Origin of the sequence: Ralstonia sp. UBA689 (genome assembly GCF_002298975.1) — a bacterium.
Taxonomy (GTDB): Bacteria; Pseudomonadota; Gammaproteobacteria; order Burkholderiales; family Burkholderiaceae; genus Ralstonia.
The window spans coordinates 191513-211773 of the sequence record NZ_DBMV01000011.1; the positions used below are offsets into that span (position 1 = coordinate 191513).

General features: G+C 65.5%; 18 protein-coding genes. 12 read left to right on the forward strand and 6 right to left on the reverse strand.

From position 1 onward, the window contains the following. Positions 1 to 102 precede the first annotated feature (102 nt). Both cls and B4F51_RS06455 read left to right on the forward strand, forming a co-directional pair. A complete protein-coding gene (gene cls, locus B4F51_RS06450; RefSeq protein ID WP_296224257.1) occupies positions 103 to 1539 on the forward strand; it encodes a cardiolipin synthase in 1437 nt (478 codons plus the stop codon). Positions 1540 to 1637: 98 nt separating this feature from the next. After that, positions 1638 to 2900 (forward strand): MFS transporter, encoded by a 1263-nt coding sequence (locus B4F51_RS06455; RefSeq protein WP_296224258.1) that lies wholly within the window; start codon positions 1638 to 1640, stop codon positions 2898 to 2900. A 2-nt stretch (positions 2901 to 2902) separates the two neighbouring features. Here the strand turns inward: B4F51_RS06455 and B4F51_RS06460 are convergent, their stop codons facing one another. Beyond that, complete coding sequence (locus tag B4F51_RS06460) at positions 2903 to 3916, reverse strand: AraC family transcriptional regulator (RefSeq protein WP_296224259.1); 1014 nt, start codon at positions 3914 to 3916, stop codon at positions 2903 to 2905. Between the two features lie 141 nt (positions 3917 to 4057). Here B4F51_RS06460 and B4F51_RS06465 point away from each other — a divergent pair, with 141 nt between their 5' ends. The 10 genes from B4F51_RS06465 to B4F51_RS06510 all read left to right on the forward strand — a co-directional run bounded on the left by B4F51_RS06465 (position 4058) and on the right by B4F51_RS06510 (position 13533). Continuing rightward, positions 4058 to 5113: a 3-keto-5-aminohexanoate cleavage protein gene (locus B4F51_RS06465; protein ID WP_296224260.1), complete on the forward strand. Its 1056-nt coding sequence runs from the start codon at positions 4058 to 4060 to the stop codon at positions 5111 to 5113. An 82-nt stretch (positions 5114 to 5195) separates the two neighbouring features. Further along, the gene (locus B4F51_RS06470; protein WP_296224261.1) at positions 5196 to 6548 is read left to right on the forward strand and encodes an MFS transporter; all 1353 of its coding nucleotides are present in this window, start codon (positions 5196 to 5198) and stop codon (positions 6546 to 6548) included. 131 nt (positions 6549 to 6679) lie between these two features. Continuing rightward, positions 6680 to 7660, forward strand: a complete 981-nt coding sequence (locus tag B4F51_RS06475) for a quinone oxidoreductase family protein (RefSeq protein ID WP_296224262.1) — start codon at positions 6680 to 6682, stop codon at positions 7658 to 7660. Positions 7661 to 7669: 9 nt separating this feature from the next. Continuing rightward, complete coding sequence (locus B4F51_RS06480; protein WP_296224263.1) at positions 7670 to 8518, forward strand: TauD/TfdA dioxygenase family protein; 849 nt, start codon at positions 7670 to 7672, stop codon at positions 8516 to 8518. A 59-nt stretch (positions 8519 to 8577) separates the two neighbouring features. Then, entirely contained in the window at positions 8578 to 9711 is a 1134-nt protein-coding gene (locus tag B4F51_RS06485) for a porin (RefSeq protein ID WP_296224264.1), read from the forward strand. A 93-nt stretch (positions 9712 to 9804) separates the two neighbouring features. Next, a complete protein-coding gene (locus tag B4F51_RS06490) occupies positions 9805 to 10380 on the forward strand; it encodes an RBBP9/YdeN family alpha/beta hydrolase (protein WP_296224265.1) in 576 nt (191 codons plus the stop codon). Further along, positions 10367 to 11059, forward strand: a complete 693-nt coding sequence (locus B4F51_RS06495) for a DsbA family oxidoreductase (RefSeq protein ID WP_296224266.1) — start codon at positions 10367 to 10369, stop codon at positions 11057 to 11059. The genes B4F51_RS06490 and B4F51_RS06495 overlap by 14 nt, the downstream gene beginning before the upstream one ends. A 10-nt stretch (positions 11060 to 11069) precedes the next feature. After that, complete coding sequence (locus tag B4F51_RS06500) at positions 11070 to 11384, forward strand: Rieske (2Fe-2S) protein (RefSeq protein WP_296224267.1); 315 nt, start codon at positions 11070 to 11072, stop codon at positions 11382 to 11384. A gap of 49 nt (positions 11385 to 11433) precedes the next feature. Continuing rightward, the gene (locus B4F51_RS06505; protein WP_296224268.1) at positions 11434 to 13080 is read left to right on the forward strand and encodes a fatty acid--CoA ligase; all 1647 of its coding nucleotides are present in this window, start codon (positions 11434 to 11436) and stop codon (positions 13078 to 13080) included. A gap of 129 nt (positions 13081 to 13209) precedes the next feature. Then, complete coding sequence (locus tag B4F51_RS06510) at positions 13210 to 13533, forward strand: EF-hand domain-containing protein (protein WP_296224269.1); 324 nt, start codon at positions 13210 to 13212, stop codon at positions 13531 to 13533. Between the two features lie 238 nt (positions 13534 to 13771). Here the strand turns inward: B4F51_RS06510 and B4F51_RS06515 are convergent, their stop codons facing one another. From B4F51_RS06515 to nirD, 5 genes are all read right to left on the reverse strand, one after another. After that, positions 13772 to 15136, reverse strand: a complete 1365-nt coding sequence (locus B4F51_RS06515; RefSeq protein ID WP_414706705.1) for an MATE family efflux transporter — start codon at positions 15134 to 15136, stop codon at positions 13772 to 13774. A 35-nt stretch (positions 15137 to 15171) separates the two neighbouring features. Beyond that, complete coding sequence (locus B4F51_RS06520; protein ID WP_296224271.1) at positions 15172 to 15813, reverse strand: DUF2239 family protein; 642 nt, start codon at positions 15811 to 15813, stop codon at positions 15172 to 15174. A 100-nt stretch (positions 15814 to 15913) separates the two neighbouring features. Then, the gene (locus B4F51_RS06525) at positions 15914 to 18661 is read right to left on the reverse strand and encodes a nitrate reductase (RefSeq protein WP_296224272.1); all 2748 of its coding nucleotides are present in this window, start codon (positions 18659 to 18661) and stop codon (positions 15914 to 15916) included. A 25-nt stretch (positions 18662 to 18686) separates the two neighbouring features. Further along, positions 18687 to 19913 carry an NAD(P)/FAD-dependent oxidoreductase gene (locus B4F51_RS06530; protein WP_296224273.1) on the reverse strand — a complete coding sequence of 409 codons (1227 nt, stop codon included), beginning with the start codon at positions 19911 to 19913 and terminating at the stop codon, positions 18687 to 18689. A 2-nt stretch (positions 19914 to 19915) separates the two neighbouring features. Next, positions 19916 to 20254 (reverse strand): nitrite reductase small subunit NirD, encoded by a 339-nt coding sequence (gene nirD, locus B4F51_RS06535; protein WP_296224274.1) that lies wholly within the window; start codon positions 20252 to 20254, stop codon positions 19916 to 19918. Between the last annotated feature and the right edge of the window lie 7 nt (positions 20255 to 20261).

Below are 20261 nucleotides of genomic sequence, written 5' to 3' on the forward strand. Positions count from 1 at the left end.
CCGATTGCGCGACACAACTGCACGCGTGTTTATCCGACGCCACTCAGGCGTGTCAAAATGCTCAGTCGTCGTGTGCCGGGGCTGCTTCCCCCCCCTTTTTCGATGCCGACCAGTACCACCGCGTTTTTTGCGGGCCTCCTCTTTCTTGTGCACTGCGTGGGCGTGCTTGCCGCCATGCACGCCGTGCTGACCGTGCGCACCTCGCAGGGCGCCATTGCCTGGGCCATCTCGCTGGTCACACTGCCAGAGTTCACGCTGATCCCGTACCTGATCTTCGGGCGCAGCACCTTTGCCGGCTACGTGGATGCGCGGCGCTTTCACAACGCCCGCCTGCGCGAGATCACCCTCTCCGACGACTGGCGCCGCCTGCGCGACCATGAATCGAGCGTGGTCGAACCACGGCAGGCTTGCATGCAGGCTCTGCCGCGCCTGACGGGCATGCCGTGCCTGTCGCGCAATCGCGTGCGCCTGCTCGTGAACGGCGCCGAAACCTTCGAGGCCATCTTCGCGGCCATCGCGCAGGCGCAGCATGTGCTGATCGTGCAGTTCTTCATCGTGCACGACGACACGCTTGGCCGCCGTCTGGCCGAACTCCTGCTCGAACGTGCGCGTGCCGGCGTCCGGGTGTATTTCCTGTTCGACAGCATCGGCTGCCATGCCCTGCCGCGCCACTACATCCAGCGCCTGGCCGACGGGGGCGTGCAGGCAAAGCCGTTTTCCACGCACGCAGGCTTCGTCAACCGCTTCCAGCTCAACTTCCGCAACCATCGCAAGCTGGTGGTGGTGGACGGCGAGCGCGCCTATGTGGGCGGCCACAACGTCGGCAACGAATACCTGGGCGAGAAGCCGCCGCTCTCGCCGTGGCGCGATACGCATATCGAGATTACCGGCGCGGCGGTGATGGACCTGCAACTCACTTTTGCCGAAGACTGGTACTGGGCCGCGCGCGAAGTCCCGCAACTGATCGTGCCCCAGCTGCGCCCTGAACACGACATGGTCTGCCAAGTGGTCGCTAGCGGCCCCGCCGACAAACAGGAGACCTGCTCGCTGTTCTTCATGGAGACCATCCAGTCGGCGCGCAAGCGGCTGTGGATCACCTCGCCGTATTTCATCCCCGACGAAGCGGTGTTTGCCGCGCTGCGCCTGGCCGTGCTCCGTGGCGTGGACGTGCGCATCCTTATTCCGTCGCGGCCGGACCATCGCGTGGTGTTCCTGGCATCAACGCTGTATGCGTACCAGGCCATTCGTGCAGGCGTGAAAATCTACCGCTACCTGCCCGGCTTCCTGCACCAGAAGGTCGTGCTGATCGACGAAGAGGCCGCCGCCGTGGGCAGCGCCAACCTCGACAACCGCTCGTTCCGGCTGAACTTCGAGTTGATGGTCATGACCGCCGACCAACGTTTCGCCAATGACGTCGCGAAGATGCTCGAAGCCGATTTTGCCGAAGCGACACGCATTGGCCGCGATGAATACGAGCACGCGCACCCGCTGCGTCGGGTGATCATGCACGTGGCCAAACTGTTCGCCCCGATCCTGTAACAGCTCGCCGCAATCGCCGAAATTCGCCCGCAAGAAGCGGAGCGCGCCGCGGCATCGCCATCCCTAACCTGAAGCCCAATATCTTCAGGAGATGCGCGATGCCCGATCCCCTTGATGCGATGACTCGCCGCCTGCCGTCCGGCTTCAACCGGCTGGCGGGCTCCAACCTGGCCGCGCAGTCGGCCGAGCAGATTGCACTGGCGGCCATGCCCATGGTGGCCGTGCTCTCGCTGCATGCCGATGCCAGCACGGCGAGCTGGCTGCAGGTGGCGCTCACGCTGCCGTTCGTGCTGTTTGCGATTCCCATCGGCATGCTGGCGGACCGGTGGCCCAAACGCACGCTGATGGCGGGTGCGGAGGCGATGCGCGCAGCGGCGCTGTTGGTCGTGGCGGGGCTGCTGGCGGCCGGCCACCTGAACCTGACGGCACTGGGCGGGCTGGGCTTCGTGGCCGTCTGCGGCACGGTGATGTTCAGCGTGGCGGCGCCGGCGCTGGTGCCTGCGCTCGTGCCGGCGACGATGCTCGCGCGTGCCAACGGCCGCATCGAACTGGCGCGCACCGTCGCCTTTGCCTGCGGCCCGGCCATTGGCGGTGCGCTGATCGGCTGGACGGGGGCCATGGCGGCATTCGTTTTGGCAGCGGCACTATCGGCAGTGGCAGCAGCGTTGCTGGCAGGCGTGCCGTCGTCTGCACCGACGGCACGACGCGCGACGCATCCGCTGCGCGACATCGCAGAAGGGGCGCGTTTCGTGTTTCATCATCCGTTGCTGCGTCCGGTGTTCGTCACGCAGTTCGTCTTCACCATGGCCATCTTCATGGTGTTCGCCATTTTTGTTCCGTATGCCGCGCATCGTCTCGGGCTGTCGGCGCAAGGCATCGGGTTGACGCTCGGAATGTACGGCGCGGGCATGGTGATCGGTGCGCTGCTGGCCGCGCGCATCCTGGCGCGCTGGCGCTTCGGGCATGTGGTGGCGACGGGGCCGGTATGCGGGTTGGCGGGCGGCGTGCTGCTGGCGGCAACGCTCTGGCAACCGTGGCCAGCGCTGGCGCACGCGGGGTTCTTTCTGCTGGGCTGCGGGCCGATCCTATGGGTGGTGAGCACGACCACGCTGCGGCAGACGGTGACGCCGCCAGCACTGCTGGCACGCGTATCGGCGGTGAACGTGATGTCATACGGTGCGCGACCGGTGGGCGCCGCGCTGGCCGCGTGGCTGGCGGCACAGGCAGGCATGGGTGCATGCCTGCTGGTGGCACTGGCGGGTTTTGCGCTGCAATTGTTGTGCATCCTGCAATCGCCGGCGGTGCGGCTCGCGCGTCAACCGCAGACAGACGACAGCGGCACTGCGCTCAAACCGGCCTGACGCTACTGAGGCTGCGACTGTGACTGCGTACCGCGCCAGGCGCGCGGCGTCATGCCGAAGTGTGCGACGAACCAGCGCGTGAACGACGCCTGCCGCGTATAGCCCAGAAGCGCCGCCACACGCCCGATGCGGTAACTCGGGTTCGCCATGTAGCGGATGGCGAGATTGTGGCGCACCTCCTCTACCAACTCGGAAAACGTTGCGCCAGCCGACTCCAACTGGCGCTGCAGCGTGCGCACGCTCAGGTGCAGGTGCTCCGCCACCTCCTCCACCGACGTGCGCTCCAGCGGCAGCAGCAGATACACCGCACGCCGTACCTCCTGCACCACCGCGGCGGGCCCCGACATGTTGAGCGGCTCGGCCAGGCTTTCCGCGTAACGCACCAGCGCCGGATCGGCAGCCGGGTTGGGCGTCTCCAGATCGGCTGCGGCACAGACGATGCCGTTGAAATCGCTGTCGAACACCACCGGGCAGCCGAACACGCGCCGATGCAGACTCACATCGGCCGGCGCGGCGTGTGTGAAGTGAACGCTGCGCGGCTTCCAATGCACGCCCAGCAACGCGCTGCACGTGCGGGCCAGCACGCCCACCGCCAGCTCGTTGGCCTGGCGCAGCGGCACCGGCGTCTCGGTGATGACCTCTTCGCGAATCACAACCATGTCGCCATCCGATTCCAGATAGATCGCCAGCGCCTCGTTCAGCATGTGCCGGTACTGGATGATGGCCTGCAGTGCCTCGCGCAATGTGCGCTTGTGGCCAAGCAGCAGCCCGAGCACGCCGAAGTCCAGTTCCTGCCGCGCCTCCGCCATCTGCAGGCCGAGCGTTGGGCACGGCGCGTTGTTGGCGGTGACTTCCATCAACCGGCACGTCGCCACCAGCGGCACGAGTTGCTCGGGGTCGGCCAGCTTGGCGGGCTCCAGACCCGCCTGCCGCAGCGCCTCCTGCGGGTTGAAACCGAGCCGCCGCACGACTTGGAAATAGCCGTTGAGCGATCGCACGCGCACCATCGTTTCCATGGGATTCCGCCAGTATTCCGCCTTGTTGGTGTTTACACCGAATGGCGTCAAATGAGAAAAACTTGGCGCCAAATGAGAAATAGAACCGTACCGCTTCCCTATAGTGGAGTCCATCAAAAATATCCCCTACAGGAGACAGTGATGCAGTTCCTCGACGATTCCCTCCATCCCGAAAACCAGGACAAGGTCGTCATTACCGTAGCGCCATATGGCCCGGAATGGATGCCGGAAGACTTTCCGGAAGACATTCCGGTGACGATGGAGGAACAGGTGCAGAAAGCCGTGGACTGCTACAACGCCGGTGCCACGGTGCTGCACCTGCACGTACGCGAGTTGGACGGCAAGGGCTCCAAGCGGCTGTCGAAGTTCAACGAGTTGATTGCGGGCGTGCGTGCGGCGGTGCCCGACATGATCATCCAGGTGGGCGGCTCGATCTCGTTTGCGCCGGAAGATGAAGGGCAAGCCGCCAAGTGGCTGTCGGACGACACGCGCCACATGCTGGCCGACCTGACCCCGGCGCCGGACCAGGTGACGGTGGCGGTCAACACCACGCAGATGAACATCATGGAGTTGCTGTATCCGGCGTACCTGGAAGGCACGTCGCTGGCCAATCCCGCGCTGGCCGCAGCCTATGCGGAAATGACCGTGCCCGCCGGCCCCGCCTGGCTGGAGGAGCACCTGCGCCGCCTGCAGGCCTCCGGTGTGCAACCGCACTTCCAGTTGACCGGCATCCACGCGCTGGAAACGCTGGAGCGCGTGGTCCGCAAGGGCGTCTACAAGGGCCCGCTCAACCTCACGTGGATCGGCATCGGCGGCGGCTTCGACGGCCCCAACCCGTTCAACTTCTTCAACTTCATCCACCGCGCGCCGGACGGCTGCACGCTGACGGCCGAATCGCTGCTCAAGAACGTGCTGCCGTTCAACATGATGGCCATGGCAATGGGCCTGCACCCGCGCTGCGGCATTGAAGACACGATCATTGACCAGCACGGCAACCGCATGACCTCGGTGCAGCAGATCGAGCAATGCGTGCGCGTGGCGCACGAGCTGGGCCGCGAGATCGCCAGCGGCAAGGAGGCGCGCGCCATCTACCGCATCGGTGTGCAGTACGACAGCGTGGAAGAGACGCTGGCGAAGAACGGCATGGCGCCCAATCGCGAGCCGAACGTGAGGAACCTTCCGCTGCGCGCTGCCTAAACTAGAAGGTTAGAAAGCACACCAACACCCGGGCCCAACACAGGCGGCGCTCAACGCAAGCGCCGCCACTCGGAGACACCCCATGAATCTGCATGCCGCCGACCCACGCAAGGGTGGGCACGATGGCGACCACGACGGCTACCTCGTCAGCCGGCCCCAAGCGTGGTTTGCGTTTGCGATGACCTTTGCGCTGATGCTGTTCGACTACATCGACCGGCAAGTCATCGTCTCGCTGTTCCCTCACCTGAAGACAGCCTGGGCGCTGTCGGACAAGCAACTCGGCGCACTCGTCTCGGTCATCTCGATCGTGGTGGCGGTGGGCGGGCTGCCGGTGGCGCTGCTGGCCGACCGCTTCAGCCGCGTCAAGAGCATCGTCGTGATGGCGACGGTGTGGAGCCTGGCCACCATCTCGTGCATGTTTGCGCGCAGCTATGGGCAGCTCTTCGCCGCGCGCGCCATCGTGGGCGTGGGCGAAACCGGCTACGGTTCGGTAGGTGCGGCGCTCATTGCCAGCCTCTTTCCCAAGCGCCTGCGTGCGACGCTGATGGGTGCCTTCTTTGCCGCTGGATCGATCGGCGCGGTCCTTGGCGTGCTGCTGGGCGGCGTGATTTCCACGCACTGGGGCTGGCAGGCGGCCTTTGGCGTGGTCGGCCTGCCGGGCTTGCTGCTGGCGCTGCTCTACCTGTTCGTACCGGATTACAAAACGGTGGCGATGGCGCCGGGCGGCGCACAAGCGCAGCAATCCGTTGGCACGCTCTTGCAGCGCGTGGTGACGGCACTCACCAGTTCGCGCACATTGTGGTGGACGTGTCTGGGTGCGGCGTTCCAGTTGATCGTCGTGTCGACGCTGTGGTCATGGCTGCCGAGCTACCTGAACCGCTACCACGGCACGCCGCCGGACCGTGCGGCCATGCAGGCGGCACTGGTGGTGCTGTGCGGCGCGCTGGGTGCTTTCGTGTGGGGCGTGGTGGCAGATGTGGTGGCGGCACGCCGCCAGCGCAACCGGCTGATCGCGGTCGCCATGCTGGCCATCGTCGCCCTGCTGGTGTTCATGACCGCCTTCGGCACAGCCATGCCGCCCAACCAGCAGTTCCTGCTCATCGCCATTGGCGGCTTTCTGATGACGTGCACGGTGGCCCCGGCGTCGAGCGTGGTGTTCGATGTGATCCATCCGGGTGTGCGTTCGACCGGAGCGGCGCTGCTCTCGCTGTTCCAGAACCTCTTCGGTCTGGCGATCGGGCCGTTCGTGGGCGGTGCGATGTCCGATGCGTGGGGCTTGCAGACAGCGCTGGCGGTGATGCCGCTCTTTGGCGTGGTTGCGGCGGGTTGCTTCCTGCTGGCCGCGCGCAGCTACGAGACGGAACTCAAGCGCGTGGCCACCGTGCCCATGGACGCCGAGCCGGCTGCCAGCCCATCCGCCGTGGCGTCTGCATGACCCCTTGGCCCCCTTTAACTGCGCGCCGCCACCCAAGGCACCCCATCCCATCTCCGCTTTGACCGCGACTCGCCAAGCGAGCAGCGCAGGCGGCGCGCACCCTGAATCTTGCTGAAACATCGGAGAAACCCATGGCAACCGCAGTCCGCTTTCACGAAACCGGCGGCCCCGAAGTCTTGCGCTGCGAGACCGTCGAGATCGCCCAGCCCGGCCCCGGCCAAGTGCGCCTGCGCCACGAAGCCGTCGGCCTGAACTTTGCCGACACGTACTTCCGCTCCGGCCTGTATCCGGTGCCACTGCCTGCCGGCATGGGTGTCGAAGCGGCGGGTGTGGTCGATGCAGTGGGCGAGGGCGTGACCAACGTCGCCGTGGGTGACCGCGTGACCTATACCGGCTTCATCAACACGCTGGGCGCCTACAGCACCGAGCGGCTGATCCCGGCTGCGCCGCTCATCAAACTGCCGGATACCATCGCCTGCGAAACCGCTGCCGCCATGACCATGCGCGGCCTGACCTCGGCCTACCTGCTGCGCCGCATCTACAACTTCAAGCCCGGCGATACCCTCCTGCTGCACGCGGCTGCCGGTGGCGTCGGGCTGATCGTCTCGCAATGGGCCAAGCTGCTCGGGCTGACCGTGATCGGCACAGTATCGAGCAAAGCCAAGGCCGACGTCGCGCGCGCGCACGGCTGTGACCACGTCATCAACTACGCGCACGAAGACGTCGCCAAGCGCGTGCGCGAGCTGACCAACGGCGTGGGCGTGAACGTGGTGTTCGACAGCGTGGGCAAGGCCACCTTTGAAGCGTCGCTCGACTCGCTCAAGCGGCGCGGGCTGATGGTGTGCGTGGGCACGGCGTCGGGCCCGATCCCGCCGTTCAACCCGCAACTGCTGGCGATGAAGGGCTCGCTCTACCTGACGCGCCCGGCCCTGGCCGACTACATCGCCGATCCGGCCGAGAAGGCCGAGCTGGCCGGCGAGCTGTTCGACCACGTCGCAGCCGGCCGTATCCGCATCGAGATCCACCAGCGCTATGCACTGCAAGACGCCGTGCAGGCACACCGCGATCTGGAAGCGCGCAAGACGACCGGTTCGTCGGTCTTCGTCATCTGAGGCACCACCATGCGTATCGAACAACTGAACAACGCCCTGGGTGCCGAACTGACCGGCGTGCAACTGGCTGACGCCATCGAAGACGATGGCCTGTTCGGCGAAATCCGCACGGCGCTGCTCAAGCACCGTGTGATCTTCCTGCGCGATCAGGACTTGACCCGCGCGCAGCATGTCGCCTTCGCGCGCCGCTTCGGCGACTTGGAAGACCACCCCGTGGCCGGCAGCGACCCAGACCACCCCGGCCTCGTGCGCATCTACAAGACGCCCGACCAGCCGAACGACCGCTACGAAAACTGCTGGCATGCCGACACCACATGGCGCGAAGCCCCGCAGTTTGGCGCCGTGCTGCGCTGCGTGGAATGCCCGCCCGTGGGCGGCGACACCATGTGGGCCAACATGGTGCTGGCCTACGAACGGCTGCCGGAACACGTCAAGGCGGAGATTGCCGGCCTGCGCGCTCGCCACAGCATTGAAGCCAGCTTTGGCGCGGTCATGCCGATCGAGAAGCGCCTCGCCCTGAAAGCCCAGTACCCCGATCCGGAACACCCCGTGGTGCGCACGCACCCCGAGACTGACGAGAAGGTGCTGTACGTGAATGGCTTCACCACGCACTTCACGAACTACCACACGCCTGCGCGCGTGCGCTACGGCCAGGACGCCAACCCAGGCGCCGCCGATCTGCTGCGCTACCTCATCAGCCAGGCCTACATTCCTGAATACCAGGTGCGCTGGCGTTGGAAGCCCAACAGCGTCGCCATCTGGGACAACACCGCCACGCAGCACTACGCGGTCATGGATTACCCGCCGTGCCATCGCAAGATGGAACGGGCCGGGATCATCGGCAGCACGCCGTTCTAACGACCACCGGGGCACACACCGCACCCGGCGGCAACCACACCAAAAGGAGACCCTGCAGCATGAAGAACAAGTACATCGCCCCCGCAGCACTGTTGGCCTGCGCCAGCACCGCCTGGGCGCAATCGAGCGTGACGCTGTACGGCGTGATCGATACCAACCTCGAATACGCCACCAACCTGCCGGGCTCGACGCCGGGCAGCTCCGGCAACCGCGTTGCGATGCAGAGCGGCGGCCTGTCGGGGTCGCGCTGGGGCTTGCGCGGCGTGGAAGACCTGGGCGGGGGCTTGAGCGCGCTGTTCGTGCTGGAGAGCGGCTTTGCGAGCGACACCGGCCAATCGCAGCAAGGTGGCCGCCTGTTCGGGCGCCAAGCTTACGTGGGCGTGAAGAGCAACACGGCGGGCCAGCTCACCCTCGGCCGGCAGTACACGACGCTGTTCCAATTGCTGGCCAACTTCGAGCCGATGGCGTATTCCACGCAGTACGAACCGGCCACGGTGCAGACCGGCGTGAACTTCCGCTCGGACAACACGGCCATGTACACGGGCAACTTTGGCCCGGTGACAGCCCAGGCGCACTACTCGTTCGGCACCGGCGCACCAAGCGCCAACCCCACCGGCGGCGGCAGCGGCGAGGTGCCGGGCCAAGGCCGGCGCGACAGCGGCTACGGCGCAGGCGTGGCGTATTCGGCCGGCCCGATCGGGGCCACACTGGCCTTTGACCAGTACAACCCGAGCACTCCGCTGGGTGGCGGCGCGTTCAGTTCAGGCACGGTGCGCAAGGCGGCGGTGGCCGGCAGCTATCTGTTCGGCAACGTGATCAAGATCATGGGCGGCTATCGCTGGGGCCAGAACAAGAACGCCAACGACACCGTGGCGCTGCGCGATGACTACTACTGGGCCGGCGTGAACTACCAGGCGACAACCGCACTGATGCTCTCGCTCGAATACTCGTACCAGAAGATCAAGACCATCAACAGCGCGCCCTCCACACAGCCCAATCCGTGGCAGGTGGCGTTCATTGCCGACTACTCCCTTTCCAAGCGCACCGACCTGTACCTGACTACCGCCTACGCCCGCAATGCCGGCCTGGCGCTGGACCAGGCTTCGGTGGACCTCAACGCCACCGGCTACGGCCTGGCTGCCGGCAAGACCAGCATGCTTGGCGCGGCCATCGGCATTCGTCACAAGTTCTAGGCGGCCCGCACCACGGGAGGCGGGCTCCGCCGTCTCCCCGGCCGGCATTCGAGGAGGGCGACCTCCTCGTTTTTTTCCAAGCTGTTCTTCGTCATGACCTTATCCAAAACCGCTCCCACGATCCTCATGGTGCCGGGCCTGCGCGACCACGTGGCCGAACACTGGCAAACGCTGCTGGAAGCCAAGCTGCAGGCAAAGGGGCACGTGGCTGCCTCCGTCCCGCCGCTGGAGATCGACAAGCTGAGCTGCGCGGCACGCGTAGCGGCTTTGGACGAGGCCATCAGCGCCATTGAGGGTCCGGTGATCCTGGTGGCGCACAGTGCCGGCGTGATGATCACCGTGCATTGGGCCAGGCGGCACGCGCGCAAGATTCACGGCGCGCTGCTGGCCACACCGGCCGACCTCGACACGCCGCTGCCATCGGGTTACCCCACACGCGACGTGCTGCAGAAAAACGGCTGGCTGCCCTGCCCCCGCCGGCCGCTGCCGTTTCCGAGCATTGTTGCGGCCAGCCGCAATGACCCGCTGGCGTCGTTCGAGCGCGTGGCGGACATGGCTGCCACGTGGGGCAGCCGGCTGGTGGACCTGGGGGAAGTCGGGCACCTGAACCCCGCATCGGGGTTCGGCCCATGGCCGCTGGCGGAATCGTTGATCCATGAACTCGTTTAACCCGCGCAGTTCCGCCCGCCATGCCGGCCCGCACCCCCGGCGCATCTGGCTCACGATCGACGTGTTCTTCGATCTCATCTGCCCATGGTGTTGGATCGGCACGCGCCATCTGGCGAGCGCACTGAACTCGTTGGCAACCCTGCGGCCGGACGTGAAAGCCAAAGTGCAATGGCGCTCGTATCCGCTGCTGCCGGAAACCCCCGCCGAAGGCTTGCCCTACCAGGCGTTCTACCTGAGCCGCCTGAGCAGCCCCACGGCCGTTGCAATGCGGCGTGAGCAGGTGCAGCGCGCCGGCCTGGCCGCAGGCATCGATTTCGATTTCGCACGGATCAGCGTGCTACCCAACACCCGCGCTGCGCACGGCCTGATCAACGCGCTCTGCAAACATGGCGCCGGCGGGCAGCCCGCTCCGCTCATCGACAGGTTGTTCAGCGCGTATTTCCTGGAAGGCGAAGACATTGGCAACGAAGCGGTGCTGCAGCGCCTCGCGTCGGACAGCGAAGCGCAACACAACGCACCGGCAAACGGCTTTGTCGACGTCCAAAAGCCGCCGCCCCTGAGCGCGGAGGTACGGGCGGTGCCTTATTTCGTCTTCAACTCGGCGATGGCCGTCTCCGGCGCACACCCACCGGGCGCGCTGCTGGACGCCATGTTGCAGTCGATCCCGCTACCGGCCTGAAGGAACCCGTATGTCACGCCGCATTACCGTCGCGTCCGCCGATGCACTGCCGCCGGGTCAACGCAAGCTGGCCTTTGTCGACGGCCGCAGCATCGTGGTATTCAACGTTGCCGGCACCCTGCATGCCGTCGAGAACAGTTGTCCGCACAACGGTGCGTCGCTGGCCGGCGGCCGCCTCGATGGCAGCGTGCTGCAATGCCCGGCACATGGCCTGCGCTTCGATCTCACCACCGGTTGCACACCGGGTGCAGGCGGCCTGTGCCTGAAGACATACGCCGTCCAGGAACTGGACGGCCAGGTCGTCGTGCAACTGGACGACGCCTGACACATCACGCCCAACGAAAACCTATGCCTGTACCAAGGCAACCCTCATCATGCAAGACAACCTGATCGCACCGACACCTTCGGCTTATCCGTACCCGCTGCTCGTCAAGCAATTGCTAACCAATGCGCAATGCCTCTATGGCGAGCAGGAAATCACCTATCGCGGTGCCCTGCGCTACAGCTTTCGCGAGTTTCGGCAGCGCATCGGGCGGCTAGCCTCGGCGTTGGGCGCGCTTGGCATCCGGCATGGCTCGACCGTGGCCGTCATGGACTGGGACAGCCATCGCTATCTGGAGTGCTACTTCGGCGTGCCGATGATGGGCGCGACGCTGTTCACTGTGAACGTACGCCTGTCAGCCCAGCAGATTCTCTACACGCTCAACGATGCACAGGCCGAGATCGTGCTGGTGCATGCCGACTTCATTCCGCTGCTGGAAGAAATCTGGGCGCAGTTGACCAGCGTGCGCCAGGTTGTCGTGCTGGCCGACAACGCACCCATGCCGCAGGGCGGCCTGCCAGTGGCGGGCGAATACGAGGCACTGCTCGCGCAGGCCTCGCCCGACTTCGTGTTTGCCGACTTTGACGAACGCACCAAGGCCGCCACCTTCTATACAACCGGCACCACCGGCGACCCGAAGGGCGTGAGCTACAGCCACCGCGATATCGTGCTGCACACCATGGCCACCGCCACGACGCTGTGCGCGCCGCGCGAAGGCCAACGCCTGCACCGCGAAGACGTGTACATGCCAATCACGCCGATGTTCCACGTGCTGGCCTGGGGCATGCCGTACATCGCCGTCATGCTGGGCCTCAAGATTGTGCTGCCGGGCCGCTATGTGCCGGACCTCCTGCTCAAGCTGCATGACACGGAGAAGGTCACCTTCTCCCATTGCGTGCCGACCATTCTGCAAATGCTGCTGCAGGCCTCGCAAGGCGGCATGGTTGACCTGTCGGGCTGGAAAGTCCTGATCGGCGGCTCCGCGCTGTCTCCGGCGCTCTGCGACGCGGCGCTTGAGCGTGGCATTGACGTGTTTGCCGGCTATGGCATGTCGGAAACCGGCCCGGTCGTCTCGCTTGCGCAATTGCCGCCAGGCCTCAAGCCGGCAAACCGGCAGGAAGAAATCCGCATGCGCTGCGCCACGGGGCGTCCTGTGCCGCTGGCCGATTTGCGCATCGTCGATGAGAACCTGCACGACGTACCCCACGATGGCAGAAGCCAGGGCGAGATCGTGCTACGCGCGCCTTATCTCACGCAGGGCTATTTCAAGAAACCGGAGGCCTCCGAAGAACTGTGGGCTGGCGGCTACCTGCATACACAGGACATTGCCGTGATGACGCCCGATGGCTTTGTGCAGATCGTCGATCGCATCAAGGACGTGATCAAAACCGGCGGCGAGTGGGTGTCATCGATCGAGGTGGAAAGCCTGATTGCCGAGGTGCCCGGCGTGCTGGAAAGCGCTGTGATCGGCGTGCGCGACGCAAGGTGGGGCGAGCGGCCGATGGCATTCGTTGTCGGCAAGTCGGGGGCCCGGCTGACGGCCGAGACCATCCGCGATTGCCTGCTGATGCACGCCGAGGCCAAGCGCATCAGCAAATACGCCGTGCCGGAACTGGACCGCATTGCCTTCGTGACCGAGATCCCGAAGACGAGCGTCGGCAAAATCAACAAGAAAGCCTTGCGCGAGCGTTTGCCGTGATCTAGATAGTTTTCTACTGGTGATTCACCGGCGAGGAGCACCTGCCTAGACACCGTATGGCCTGGAATCCAGCCTCATCGTTCAAGCCAGTTTTCTCGTGTGTATCTGTTCCTATCTGAAGGAGGACGTATGAAATTTCGTCACCATGCGATCAGTTTGGCCTTGCTGATGGCAATGGCGAGCGTGGCTGCCAAGGCGCAGCCTGTGCCCGACATTCCTGGCAGTTTTAAAGAGGCTCGCGCCATGATTCACAAGCGTTTCGTTGTTGCCGATACCAACCACGACGGCAAGCTGACGCGCGAAGAAGCGGAGGCTGGTATGCCGCAAGTCTATAAACACTTCAATGAAATCGACGCCAGAAAGCGGGGCTACGTGACTGAACGGCAAATCGGCGCGTACTGGAGCGCGGTGACCAAGGCACACATGCAGCAAGAAAACCCGATCTGGAACTGAGTCTGGTGCCATCGCTGCGCCCCGGAAGCAACAAGCCCGCAAGCCAAGCGCGAAGCGCTATTGATGACTGGACACAAGATGAGGTCATCTAGGCCTGCGGGCCACGCAAGGCCGATGCGGAGCAAGCCCTGCGGTGTCCGGCGCGCATGTTGTGCCGTTTCGCAAACCACTCCTTTGAATGGCTTCGCCTGTGCGCGTTTTGCACGCCATCCTTGGGCGGTACCTGGCAGGCACGCCATCACACCATGCGACGGATGCCGAAGCGCTGCGCGCGGCGGCGCCACACGAAGGTGTAGTAGAGACCCTGCATCACGAACATGGCGATGAACGCAGCCGGGTAAGCAGCCCAGATACCATCCGTGCCGATACGCCGGCTTAGCATCCATGCCACCGGCACTTCCACTGCCGCAATGGCGAGGATGGAAATGGCCGTGGGCGCCATCACCGTGCCGCTGGAGCGCATCACGCCCGAGAACACGCCCGCCATGCCGAAGATGACCGAGCTCCACAGCGAGATGTGCAGCAAGCTCTGCGCGAGGCTCATCACTTCGGTGCTGGTCGTGAACCAGCCGATCACCGCGCGCGAGAACAGCAGCGCCAGCACCACCAGCACTCCCGTGATGGCCACGTTGAGCATCAGCCCGGTGCGCGTGATGGCATCGAGCCGGTCGGTATTGCCCGCGCCGATGGCCTGCGCACCCAGGATCGATGCGGTGATGGCGATCGACATGGCGGGAAACTGCACGTAGCTGATGATCTGCGTGCCGGCGCCGTAGGCGGCGGTGGCGTCCGAACCGAAGCCGTTGACGAACGACAGCAGTGCCAGTTCTGCAATCGAGATCACCACAAGCTGGATGCCGGTCGGCACGCCAATCTTGAGCACCGTCCGGAGCACGCCAAAGTCGACCCACAGGTGTCGCGCCAGCACGGCATCGGGTGCGAGCGGATGGTTCCGGCGGCGCAGGAAGAACGCCAGCCATGCCAAGGCGATCAGGAACGCAATCGTTGTCGCAGCGGCGCCGCTGGCCACACCGAGTTGTGGCAAGCCAAACCAGCCGCGGATGAACGATGGCGTGAGCACCAGCCCGACCGACGTAGAGAGCATCAGCGTGCGCAGCGGGGTACGCGTGTCGCCCACGCCGCGCATCATCGCCGTGGCGAGCAGGAAGACAAACAGACCCGGCATGGCGTAGAGCATCACGCTGGCGTAGACCGTCGCGTCATGCAGGATGTCGGCCGGCGTGCCGAGCCAGCGCAGCAGCGCCTGCGCAAACGGCCCGCCCAGCAGCGCCACCGCTAGGCCTGCAATCAAGCTAACCGACAGCGTGGTGCCCGCCACCGTCTTCACTGCCTCGGGTTTCTTGGCGCCCCACGCCTGCCCGATCAGCACCGCCGCTCCCGAGCCCAGCCCGATGATGAAGGCGATAAAGAAGAACAGAATCGGGAAGAACGCCGACACCGCGGCCAGCGCCTTCACGCCCAGCATGTGCCCGACGTAGACGTTGTTGAGCGTGCCCGACAACGATTGCAGGATGTTGGCGAGAATCAGCGGCCCGAGAAAGGCCACGAAGGTGCGCCACAGCGGACGCGGCGCCGCTGCCACGGGGGCGGCGACATCGGCATTGGATTGGGAAGCGCTCATACAGTTTGTTGTCCTTCTTCTGGTATGGAATGCGCCGCTGCGTCAAAGGCCTCAAAGGCGCGCTGGGCCAGCCAACGCGCGTGGTCACGCACATCGGCCGGCCAAGTCTCGGTACAGGTATGGAAGCGCTCAGCGTCGCCAGCAAACAGGGCGCGCAAGGTGTCTTCATAGGCCGGCGCGTTGCCGGCCATGGTCGACAGAAAGCCATAGGCCACGTCGGTGGCGGCACGCTGGCGATCGCGTGCCTCGGTGGCACGGCGCGCGGCCTCCACAAGCTTGCGCAGTGTCACCGATGCCCCGCCCGGTTGCGAGGCCAACCATTCCCAATGCCGCGGCAGCAATGTGACCTCGCGCGCGATCACGCCCAGCTTGGGGCGGCCGGGGCCCCGCGGCGGCGCGGGTTCTTCTGGCGTTTCGGGAACAGACTGGGAGGGAAGCCGGGCCAGCACATCTTTGGCCGTGCCGCGCAGGTCGAGTTCGACCACATTGCTGGTGGCATCGTCAAAGACGAGCACAGCGGCATCGGCATGGCGGTCGACGTAGGCTTTGACCGCCTGCGCAACCTCGCGCAACGGGCCGGCGGCGATACGCTGCACGCCGGCAAATGCCGTGCAGGTCACAACCGATGCGGGATGCATGAAGAGGCTCCGGGAAAACAAGGAGCCAATTCTACCCGGGTTAAATTAGAACCACAATATTGCCCGGGGCAATCCAATCAATGGTGCGTCAGACGAGGCGTCAGGCAGCTTCTTCCACCGGCATGCGCGTTTCCACCAGCAGACGCTTGAGTTCCGGCACGCACGAGCCGCAGTTGCCGCCAGCCTTCAGGCAGGCCGTGATTTCGCCCGTGGACTGCAGGCCCTTGGTGCGGATGGCGTCGCAGATGGTGTTGCGGCCTACGCCAAAGCACGAGCACACGGTCGGCCCCACGTCCGCCCCTGCCTCGATCGGCTGACCGAGCAGGACGCCCGAGCGGTCGAGGTCTTCCAGGCGCTCCTGTGCAAACAGCCCCGCCAGCCAGTTGCGAGACGGTAGATCCGGACGCGGCGAGAGGAACACGCAGGCCTCGATGCGATCGTCCACCACGTGCACGGCACGGTAGACACGCGCGGTGGTGTCTTCGTATTCGAGCCAGTCGGCATGCGGGTCGCTCACGCCGAGCAGCTTGCGCGCCCAGTCGTGCAATCCACCCAGTTGCTGGCGCCCGGCCAGTTCGTAGCGCACGAACTGCCTGCCCTGGATGCGCGTCCACCATGTTGCGTTGTCAACGTCGAGTGCGCGGCGTGAAAGCACGAAGCCGTGCCACGCCACGTCAAACGGCTCGACCATCACCGGCGTGTGCTTGAACTCGGGCTCGCCCGAGACCGGATCGACCACCGGGTTGACCACCGCGCCCACCCGCGCATCGGACGCAAACTGACCGTTCCAGTGGATCGGCACAAATACACTGCCGCGCGCGATGCCGCCGCTCATGCGCACGCGCGCCACCACGCTGCCCCAGCGCGACGACACGCGCGCCAGGTTGCCCTCGCGCACGCCGGCCAGCAGCGCATCCTGCGGGTGCAGGTCGACAAACGGTTCGGGCACGTGGTCCGCCAGCTTGGGGGCCCGGCCGGTGCGCGTCATGGTGTGCCACTGGTCGCGCACGCGGCCGGTGTTGAGGACGAGCGGGAATTCGCCATCGGTGGCGTGCACGGGCGCGCGGGCCGGCGTCGACACGAAACGCGCGCGGCCGTCTGCATGGGCGAAGCGGCCGTCGCTGAACAGACGCACTTCGCTATTGCCAGACAGCGTGACGGGCCACTGCACGGGTGCCATGCCGTCATAGGCGTCGGCATTGAGCCCGGTCAGGCCGCCCAGGTGGAAGGCGCGACGCTCACCGCGTGCATCGTTGGCGTAGGCCGACAGGCGTGCGTGCTCGTCAAACACATCGCGCGGGCTCTTGAAATCGAAACCGTCGTAGCCCATGCGGCGAGCCACGTCGGCGATGATGAGCCAGTCCGCACGTGCCTCGCCGGGTGCAGGCAGGAAGGCGCGCTGGCGCGAGATGCGCCGCTCGGAGTTCGTCACCGTGCCGTCCTTCTCGCCCCAGCCGAGTGCGGGCAGGACGATGTCGGCGAGCAACGTGGTATCGGTGGCCTCCACGATGTCGGAAGCGACAACGAGTTCGCACTTGGCCAGCGCACGACGCGCCTGGTCGGCATCGGGCAGGCTGACCACGGGGTTGGTGCCCATGATCCAAACCGCCTTCACGCGTCCGGCCTCAATGGCGTTGAACAGGTCGACCGCCTTCAGGCCCACCTTGTCAGCCATGCGCGGCGCGTTCCAGAACCTTTGCACGAGTGCGCGATGCGTCGGCTCGTTCAGTTCCAGATGCGCGGCCAGCATGTTGGCAAGACCGCCCACCTCGCGCCCGCCCATTGCATTCGGCTGGCCGGTAATGGAAAACGGCCCCATGCCCGCACGGCCGATGCGGCCCGTGAGCAGGTGGCAATTGATGATGCCGTTGACCTTGTCCGTGCCCGCTGTCGACTGATTGACGCCCATTGAGAACGCGGTGATGGTGCGCTGCGTGTCGGCAAACCAGTTGTAGAAGGTCAGCAGGTCGTCCAGCTTGAGCTTGCACGCGCGGGCGACGGCTTCCACATCGCCACAGTCGACATCGGCGGCACGCAGTGCATCGTCCAGGCCGCTGGTATGCAGGTCGACAAAGCTCCGGTCGACCACACCCTGCCGCGCGAGAAATGACAGCAAGCCGTTGAACAGCCACACGTCGGTGCCGGGCTTGACGGGCAGATGCAGATCGGCCAGTTCGCATGTGGCCGTGTGGCGCGGGTCGACCACCACCACCTTCAGCTCGGGTCGCGCTTCCTTGGCGCGCACGATGCGCTGGAACAGGATCGGGTGGCACCAGGCGGTGTTTGAGCCCGCGAGCACGATCAGGTCGGCCTCTTCCAGGTCGTCGTAGCAGACGGGCACGAGGTCTTCGCCAAACGCGCGCTTGTGCCCCGCCACCGCCGACGACATGCACAGCCGCGAATTGGTATCGATGTTGGCGGTGCCGATGAAGCCCTTCATCAGCTTGTTGGCGACGTAGTAATCCTCAGTCAGCAACTGGCCGGAAACATAGAGCGCCACCGCATCGGGGCCGTGCTCATCGACGATGCGGCGGAAGCCCTGCGCGACGGTATCGAGGGCGGTGTCCCATGACACGCGGTGCAAAGGCGCAGGCGCGGCATCCACATCGTGTGAGCGATCGCGGATGGCCGGGTACAGCAGACGGCCATCGAGGCCGACGGTCTCCCCCAGCGCCGAGCCCTTCACGCACAGGCGCCCCGCGTTGGACGGGTGCGCCGGATCGCCCTCGATGCCGACGCTGCCATCCGCATGCGGGGTCGCCAGCACACCGCAGCCGACGCCGCAGTACGGGCAGGTGGTGCGCACCGACTCGGTGACTGGATGGATGGGGATGGTCGTCATCGTCATAGAGTGGCCTTCGCTATCAGGCAAATCAGGCAGCCTCGGTTTCGCACAACGCGCGGCCAAACAGCAAGCGCTGACGGATCGATGTGATGGGCACCTCGCGCTGGATCAGGTCGAAGTACCACGGGCCGTCAGCCACGTCGCCATACAGCACCGCGCCGACAACGCGGTCGTCCTTGAGCACGAGGCGCTTGTAGACACCGCGGCGCGGGTCGCGCAGCACGATGTCTTCGGTGCCTTCGCCGCCGATGAAGTCACCGGCCGAATACAGATCGACGCCCGTCACCTTCAGCTTGGTCGCAGTGGCTTGCTGGATGTAGCGACGGTGACCGGCACCCGCCAGGTGTGCGGCGCACACGCGGGCCTGGTCCCAGATGGGTGCGACCAGCCCGAAGGTGGCGCTGCGGTGCTGCACGCACTCGCCCACGGCGTAGATGCGCGGGTCGTAAGTCTGCAGCGTGTCGTCGACGATGATGGCGCGCTCGCAATGCAGGCCTGCTGAGCGGGCCAGTTCGGTGTTCGGCCGCACGCCGGCCGTCATGACGACGAGATCGGCGGGGATCTCCGTGCCGTCTTTGAAGCGCACGGCGATCACGCGGTCTGTACCCAGCAGTTCAGCCGTGTGAGCACCCAGCAGGAAGCGCAGGCCTTTGGCCTCCAGCGCCTTCTGCAACAGTTGGGCAGCCGGCTTGTCGAGCTGGCGCTCCATGAGCGTATCGGGCAAGTGCACCACGGTCACGTCCATGCCCTGGCGCATCAGGCCGTTGGCGGCTTCCAGCCCCAGCAGCCCCCCGCCGATGACCACCGCATGCCGGTGGTTGCGCGCCGCCTCCAGCATGGTCTCCACGTCCTGGATGTCGCGAAAGGCGATCACGCCCGGCAGCAAGTGCCCCGGCACCGGCAGGATGAACGGCCGCGAGCCGGTCGCAATCAGCAGGCGGTCGTACTGCACTTCCACACCATCGCGCGAGCGCACCGTGCGTCGCGGGCGGTCAATGGCGACCACCGGGTCGCCTGCGTACAGCGTGATGTGGTTCTGCGTGTACCACTCGCGCGTGTTGAGCATGATGTCATCCACGCGCTTCTCGCCTGCCAGCACCGGCGAGAGCAGGATGCGGTTGTAGTTGCCGTGCGGCTCCTCGCCGAACACGGTGATGTCGTACAGGTCCGGCGCGAGCTTGAGCAACTCCTCAACCGTGCGCATGCCGGCCATGCCGTTGCCGATGACGACGAGCTTGGAGCGCGCGGACGTCATGCTTACACCCCTACCCAGATGGTGCCGTTCTCAACTTTGGTCGCGTACGCATGCACCGAATTGACCGGCGCTTCCAGGCACTCACCCGTGCTCAGGTCGAAATGCTGCTTGTAAATCGGCGACGCCACGACAATGCGCTCCCCCAGGTTGCCGACCAGCCCGCGCGAGAGCACTGCAGCATCGGAGTTCGGGTCGTAGTTGCTGATGGCGTAGACGTGCTGCGGTGTGCTGCCGGCGACATGAAATACGGCCACCTGCTCATCACCCACCAGCGCGCAGACGCCGGTGTTGGGCACGATGTCGTCCAGGGCACAGATTGGGGTCCAGTGGTTGGCTTGCATGGTGATC

What these genes read in the sequence shown, in the direction of transcription:
- B4F51_RS06520 (WP_296224271.1), bottom strand. Translation starts at nt 15,813, where the DNA reads ATGCATCCCGCATCGGTTGTGACCTGCACGGCATTTGCCGGCGTGCAG.
- B4F51_RS06455 (WP_296224258.1), top strand. Translation starts at nt 1,638, where the DNA reads ATGCCCGATCCCCTTGATGCGATGACTCGCCGCCTGCCGTCCGGCTTC.
- B4F51_RS06495 (WP_296224266.1), top strand. Translation starts at nt 10,367, where the DNA reads ATGAACTCGTTTAACCCGCGCAGTTCCGCCCGCCATGCCGGCCCGCAC.
- B4F51_RS06480 (WP_296224263.1), top strand. Translation starts at nt 7,670, where the DNA reads ATGCGTATCGAACAACTGAACAACGCCCTGGGTGCCGAACTGACCGGC.
- B4F51_RS06475 (WP_296224262.1), top strand. Translation starts at nt 6,680, where the DNA reads ATGGCAACCGCAGTCCGCTTTCACGAAACCGGCGGCCCCGAAGTCTTG.
- B4F51_RS06485 (WP_296224264.1), top strand. Translation starts at nt 8,578, where the DNA reads ATGAAGAACAAGTACATCGCCCCCGCAGCACTGTTGGCCTGCGCCAGC.
- B4F51_RS06470 (WP_296224261.1), top strand. Translation starts at nt 5,196, where the DNA reads ATGAATCTGCATGCCGCCGACCCACGCAAGGGTGGGCACGATGGCGAC.
- B4F51_RS06525 (WP_296224272.1), bottom strand. Translation starts at nt 18,661, where the DNA reads ATGACGATGACGACCATCCCCATCCATCCAGTCACCGAGTCGGTGCGC.
- B4F51_RS06500 (WP_296224267.1), top strand. Translation starts at nt 11,070, where the DNA reads ATGTCACGCCGCATTACCGTCGCGTCCGCCGATGCACTGCCGCCGGGT.
- B4F51_RS06460 (WP_296224259.1), bottom strand. Translation starts at nt 3,916, where the DNA reads ATGGAAACGATGGTGCGCGTGCGATCGCTCAACGGCTATTTCCAAGTC.
- B4F51_RS06530 (WP_296224273.1), bottom strand. Translation starts at nt 19,913, where the DNA reads ATGACGTCCGCGCGCTCCAAGCTCGTCGTCATCGGCAACGGCATGGCC.
- B4F51_RS06465 (WP_296224260.1), top strand. Translation starts at nt 4,058, where the DNA reads ATGCAGTTCCTCGACGATTCCCTCCATCCCGAAAACCAGGACAAGGTC.
- B4F51_RS06505 (WP_296224268.1), top strand. Translation starts at nt 11,434, where the DNA reads ATGCAAGACAACCTGATCGCACCGACACCTTCGGCTTATCCGTACCCG.
- nirD (WP_296224274.1), bottom strand. Translation starts at nt 20,254, where the DNA reads ATGCAAGCCAACCACTGGACCCCAATCTGTGCCCTGGACGACATCGTG.
- B4F51_RS06490 (WP_296224265.1), top strand. Translation starts at nt 9,805, where the DNA reads ATGACCTTATCCAAAACCGCTCCCACGATCCTCATGGTGCCGGGCCTG.
- cls (WP_296224257.1), top strand. Translation starts at nt 103, where the DNA reads ATGCCGACCAGTACCACCGCGTTTTTTGCGGGCCTCCTCTTTCTTGTG.
- B4F51_RS06510 (WP_296224269.1), top strand. Translation starts at nt 13,210, where the DNA reads ATGAAATTTCGTCACCATGCGATCAGTTTGGCCTTGCTGATGGCAATG.